Raw genomic sequence first — 6,216 nt, 5'->3', positions numbered from 1 at the left:
TGCTCTTTGATGGCTTCTATGGCTACCTTAGCCTTAAAGCTTGCACTGAATTTCCTGCGTTCTTTTTTCATTCTCAACTGCTAATTTAAACATTTATGCAGTTGTCCAGTAGTTGGGTAGTATGATACTGCTTCTAAAAACTTTTTCATTAAAGGAGCAAAAGCTCCGTTCTTGCCATAAAGTGATTCACCACTACGTAACTGTTCTAGGGCCAGGTCCTTCATGGACTCAAAATCAAAATCGCTTTCCTTAATACTCATAATTACTATGTCAAAAATAATACTTCTGTTTATTATCCTTGACGACAGTTTATTTTACAGTCTCGTAATCACCTTTTATTTTTTTGTTCATATTTTAACAAAATCTACACCAACTCTTACAGGATGAGAAAACGCGTGATTTGCGATTCTTTGAGCATAATCAGACCTTAAAGTAGTTAAGTAAGTAATATTATTAAACAAAATAGTACTATTTTCACTTTGATTTACACCATTAATTTTACCATCCTCTAATTTTACTGATTCCACCCTTCTGATTTCGAGTTTATCATCGATAATTCTAGGATTTTTTACGTTATAAATGTGTGGTTTTATATAGACTGGTAAATGTTTAAATTTGGCAAAATACTTAGTCTTAAATCTTAATGTTTCTAATTCAATTTGCTCTTCAGTTTTACCCTCGTTTTCAATTTCTATATTTTGATCAGGTTCTAACGCTACCCAAGTTATTGCTTCGTCTTCTCCAACATAACTGATAAAGGCAGAATCACCTAGAGTATTTGCAATTTTTACATCTAATTTTTTCCCTTTTACAAAATAATAATTTTGTTGAATTTTTTCAGGTCTTAAACAATCACACAATGCCGTAATGCAAAGATAATAGTCATTTTGTTCATCTTTAAAAACATCTCCAAAATTTAACATTGGTGAACTATCTGTATGAAGGCTTTTTATACTAACAGAGTTATAGAATGTATTTATTAAGGCTACCTGCTCATCAGTTAAGCTTAAAGTTTCACTAACTTGATTTTGCAAAAAGTCATCATTTAATAATGATAGTCTTGCTGTTCTTAATTTTAAATATGCATGTTCAAGTAAAACTTTTTTAATAAGAGTTTTAAATGGTATGTCGTTATTATTATTTTCTAAAACAAATTTTCTATGAGCAAACAATGCTTCTTTTGATATTTTTAATAAATTACTGTCTATAAATGACCCATCTCTATTAAAAACATTTTGCATTTCTAAGCCTAATAATTGACTAAAACTATTTTGAGAATTTTCAATTTTTTCAGATAATTTCGATATGATCTCAATCGGCTCTTCTTTTAATGCATTCTCCTTGTTTAAAATACATAAAATAGTATTATTAATAACTAAAGACTTATTTTCAATAGAAATTAATGTTGGTTTATGATTCGATTTAGTACTTTTATGATAATCCTCAAAAGCTAACATCAACAAAAAAAGAGCTTCTTTCCAATCTATCCCCCCCCCACATAAATTAATTAAATCATTAAAATTAAAATCATTCTCTACTAATTTGGCAATAAGTCTACCATTACTTTTGTGATTATAATCTAAAAAATTATATTCTCTTTTTACTTCTTCTATTCTTTCTCCATGATTATCAATAAATTTATCTTTTATACTTAGAAACATTTGAGAATCAATTCCAGAAAAATAGGAAAGTATATTTAAAAAGATGTTATCTATACTTGGTTCTGTAGTATAAATGCAACAAAAGTTAATGTGATTTAAATCAACAACTTTTGATAGTAATTCTAAAGAGTATTCTTCACCTCCCTCTCCTTCAAGTTTCCAATCTAACAATACTAAATCTCTACCATTAAAAAGGTAATTTAACAGAGGAACATTATCTAAGTCATCCTTCTGAAATTTATGAACTGCTAATGATATACCATTTTTTTTAAAATTTTCATAAACAGATACAGATAATTTTTGCTCAAGAGAAGTATCATCAATACCTTCGTAATCATAAACATTTCTAGCCTTTTCATCAATAAAAACAGCTGACTTTATTGATTCTTTTACTATTTCTAAAGTCTTTTCACTAAAAGTCATAATTAAAACTCTTTATTACGAAGCAAGCTCCATTTAATGAATTATATTTTTTGTCGTTAGTTGCGTAAATATCAAGCCCTGCTTCATTTAAACTTTGCTTAGATAAATAAAGACCTATACCTCTACCATTAGGTCGTTGTGTATAGAATAAATCAAAGATCTTCTCTAATTTATAATCTGGTATTTTCTCTCCAGAGTTTGCTATGATAATTTCATCTGAATCACTCAAATAATCTAATTTAATGATACGACGCTCTTTATTACGCATCCAATAAATAGCATTATTGATTATATTAATAAATATTGTGTGAATTGCAGGTTCCTTTATTGATATCGTATGTTTTTTAAATGATTCAGAAACTTCAAATTGAATATTGTAATCTTTAATTTGATTTTCAAAAAACTCTACTAAATATTTGAAAACAATATTACAAGAGATATCTTTCACTACAGCACCTGAAATTCTATACAATGGAGATAATAAAGCATATTTATCTTCTAATTGTTTAAAGTTTTTTTCTAAAAAATTAAACTCTTTTATTGAACTTACTATTTCATTATTATTTAAGACAATAAGCTGATTATTTATCTTAGCATATAATTGGTTAAACTCATGGTCTATAATTTCAACAGCTATACCTAATTGAGCGGTATCCCGGGTTTGTTCCCATTGATATTTCATTTGATCGTATTGAGCCTTATAGGCACCTTGTACTTGTTCTTCATCAATATCAAAGGATAAACGATTAATATGCTCAACTAAAGGGAACAAGGTTCCTTGTGCTTGATTCAATAATGATGTATATATATCTTGTACCTTCTCTGAGTATAAGGAAACTTGTTCTTTTGAAACAATATTATTAATAGTTTCCTCTTTATTTTCTGTTAACGCTTTTATAAGATTACGTGAACGTTCCTTATACTCCTTATGTAAACTATCTGTTTTTGATTCTAAAACTTGTCTATTTGAGTTTAATTCTTTTTCTAAAGATGATATGTAAGAATTATATTTTTTGGTAAAATTAATTTTTAAATCCTTGATTTCTAATTTATCTTGAGCTTTTTTATCAAGTACCTCTCTTCTAGGAGTGACCAGCTCAAAATAATTATTTAAACGATCTTCAAATTTATATAATCTCTCTTTTTGAGTTTCTGTAGGCTTATACCTTTTGGGCACTTTAGGTAATAAAGATTTAAATTCAATATCTAATCGTTGAAGTTCATCTAAAATTGATTCAACTTCTGAATACGTAACATTAATATTATCTAATTTTACTTCGAGCTCATTTAGTAAACCTTCATATTTCGATTGATGCTCTTCTAATTTTTTTGGATATTCATTCAATGATTTCGAGAAGGCTATTTTATCAGCTTTTTCTCTTGCTTTGTCAGCTTTCATAGAATCATTTTGATCTCTCAGATCTTTTTTCTTATCTAAAAAGATAGACTGTTTTGCATTTGTCCCAAAAAACTCATTTGCTAATGAAATGAAGAAAAATTCCAAATCTTTTCTAAATGCATTATATTGTGAATTTGAAGTAAGTCCTTCTCTACTTGATTTGTCAATTAAATAAGGATTTAATTCTTTCGATATTTCAATATATCCAAACATACGTCTGTGAGAGAAATAAGAAGTACCTGCATGCTTAGCTCTTCTTTTTTCAAATCCTAAAAAATCAAAATCAGTTCGTCCATATGGTAAAACTCTGAAGTTATCTCTATATAGATACAAACCTCCGTGTTTAATAACTTTATCATTTATTTTTTTCCAAGAAAACTCATCTAACTTAGATTCTGATTGAAAGCCTTGAGAATAACCTAATTCTATTTTACAAGGACCATAATTATTCTTTTTACTTTTATTACGAATATTAGAAAATGAATAATCAATAGTTTTATCATAAATAGTTAATTCACCGTCGAAGTTACCATTACCATCAAATTCACCTTTAATTATAACATCAGCTAAACTATAATCATTAAAATCAAAGAAATTACCTGCACTATCTAATAATTCATACGCTTCATCATCATCGTCAAAAATTTTAAATGAAACATTGAAAATTTTCTTTTGATCTTTAAAATCGTTTGTAAAACCAAACAAACTTGATAAAATAAATTCTTTATCATCTAACCTTTCCTCATCTTTCTCTGCTAAATCAAGTACCTGGTCAATAGGATTAAATGTTAAGAAAATTGTTCCATGAGAATTATCAGCACTGAAAAAGCTATTTATAGATTCATAAATAACGTTTTCTAACCTAGCATCATTAGTATTATTGATAATATCTTCTTTTAATTCGATTTGTTTACCTTCCCAAATTGGTTTTCTATCTAAATCTAGCTCTTTTTCAAAGTTTTTTAGAAATAAATATTTTAATTCCTTAAAGATCTGTTCTAATGAATTATTTTGTTCTACTGGCTTTATAGGTATAATAATATCATCTAAAAAAAGGTTGTAATTCTCCAACAGCCTCCAATCAAAGTAAAGAGCTTGTAGAGGATGTCCTAATTTCTTTGTGAGCATTAGCATAGGATTACCTAAATATGCTATGGAAAGACGTCCGATCCCCTTTTCACCAGCTTTAATACGTGGTCTCTTCCAAAGCGTTTCTTCAGATTCTAGATCTAATGTTGCTCTAGACTTTGAATCAGTACCTAAAACCAACCATTTGTCTAAGATATCAGAATTGGACATACCTTTCCCATCATCAGAAATAATGAAGTAATCATTTTCTAATCCTTGATATCCTTTTTTGAATAACTCAGCTTTTAGATTATCAGCATAAGCATCATAACCGTTCTTCCATAACTCCGTTATGGCTGTAGGTAAATCTGCAATTTGCCCCTTACCCAATAAATCTACTGCTCGTGCTTTAGTTCTAAACTGCATTGTGGTTCTTAATAATTGATTCTCCTATTGCTTTAGCATACAATGGAGGTACAGCATTACCGATCATCCTTGCGGTGTTAGCAATGCTATTTGTCTTAAAGATATAATTTTTCGGGAAAGATTGCAATACTGCGCCTTCTCTTAGAGAAATAGCCCGGTCTTCTTCTGGATGAGCAAAACGCCCATTTGAGATACTAAAGAACTTTGTCGTGATTGTTGGTGAGGGTCTTCCCCACCACATACGACCATATATATCTTTAAAACCATCTATCTTGCCATAATGACAAGGTACTGCTAATTTTTTGTCAAATACATAAGCCATCCTAGTTCCTCCATCTTTAGGAGTAACAGCTAATCTATCTAAATTGATTGGTTTTAATCCTGCAACAGTGTGCATGAAGTCTGTAGTATCTCTATGCCCATGTGATATTTTAGCAAAGCCGTTATGTACTCCTAACACATCTCTTACTGTTATTTTTTCACCTTTTATTTTTTCAGGTATAATAACATCTTCTGTAATACGATTTGCGATCAACGTAAATCTCTTACGATGCTGCGGTACCCCATAGTCACTCACCTCATGAACTTCTGCATGAACAGTATACCCATGATCTCTAAGCCATACGACAAATTCATCTAATCCTGACTCTCCTTTTCTACGAAGTACACCTGGTACATTTTCAACAACAACATAACCTGGATTAAAATATTCTACAAAGCGTCGGAATTCTATGAGTAAGTCTTTTGATTTTAGTGACTTTGTTTTATCTGTAGGTATCATACTCCAAAATTGGCATGGACTACACCCAATTAGTAGTAAATTATCATCATTTCGCTTTAGGTTGAGCTTTATTTCAAGCTCTCCCTCCTTTAACTCAAAAACGTCAGCATGTATAAACTGGGCTCCTTTTATATTTTGTTCATAAGTTTCTTTACATGTAATATCAAAATCAATACCCGCTAAAATATCTATCCCTGCCTTTTGCATCCCACAACTCATGCCCCCACCAGAACAGAAGAAATCAACCGCTTTAATTTTCTTTTTATTTGTAATCACTATAGAAATCGAATTAAAAAAAATATTATGCTAATATCTGTATTTTTTTGGACATCATAAATTATATAAAATGACTAATGAATAAAGTTTAAAGAATAAGTTCGCATTAATCATTCTAAAATTAGTGTAATTAGATATAATTTTGAAAAAATCACGCTAAATATCCTAGTACCTACATTCAA

The 6,216-nt window shown here is 29.4% G+C and carries 3 protein-coding genes and 1 pseudogene; all 4 read right to left on the bottom strand.

Annotation, left to right across the window (positions count from 1 at the left end):
• Positions 1-128 precede the first annotated feature (128 nt).
• Positions 129-260: pseudogene (locus FLS47_RS08950) on the bottom strand (IS256 family transposase); the annotation flags it as partial.
• 87 nt (positions 261-347) lie between these two features.
• Positions 348-2,084 carry a response regulator receiver domain gene (locus tag FLS47_RS08945; RefSeq protein ID WP_149914035.1) on the bottom strand — a complete coding sequence of 579 codons (1,737 nt, stop codon included), beginning with the start codon at positions 2,082-2,084 and terminating at the stop codon, positions 348-350.
• The gene (locus FLS47_RS08940) at positions 2,074-4,977 is read right to left on the bottom strand and encodes an ATP-binding protein (protein WP_149914034.1); all 2,904 of its coding nucleotides are present in this window, start codon (positions 4,975-4,977) and stop codon (positions 2,074-2,076) included. Before FLS47_RS08940 ends, FLS47_RS08945 begins: the two co-directional genes overlap by 11 nt.
• On the bottom strand, positions 4,967-6,034 hold the full coding sequence (locus tag FLS47_RS08935; RefSeq protein ID WP_223225196.1) for a DNA cytosine methyltransferase: 1,068 nt from the start codon (positions 6,032-6,034) through the stop codon (positions 4,967-4,969). Before FLS47_RS08935 ends, FLS47_RS08940 begins: the two co-directional genes overlap by 11 nt.
• Between the last annotated feature and the right edge of the window lie 182 nt (positions 6,035-6,216).

It is taken from the genome of Sphingobacterium cavernae, from assembly GCF_008520265.1.
GTDB classification, from domain to species: domain Bacteria; phylum Bacteroidota; class Bacteroidia; order Sphingobacteriales; family Sphingobacteriaceae; genus Sphingobacterium; species Sphingobacterium cavernae.
Note: the sequence above shows the minus strand (reverse complement) of the source record. Positions and strands in the feature narration are given on the sequence as shown.

Excerpts from the sequence above, each read along its gene's own strand:
- FLS47_RS08940 (WP_149914034.1), bottom strand. The coding sequence starts at position 4,977 with ATGCAGTTTAGAACTAAAGCACGAGCAGTAGATTTATTGGGTAAGGGG.
- FLS47_RS08945 (WP_149914035.1), bottom strand. The coding sequence starts at position 2,084 with ATGACTTTTAGTGAAAAGACTTTAGAAATAGTAAAAGAATCAATAAAG.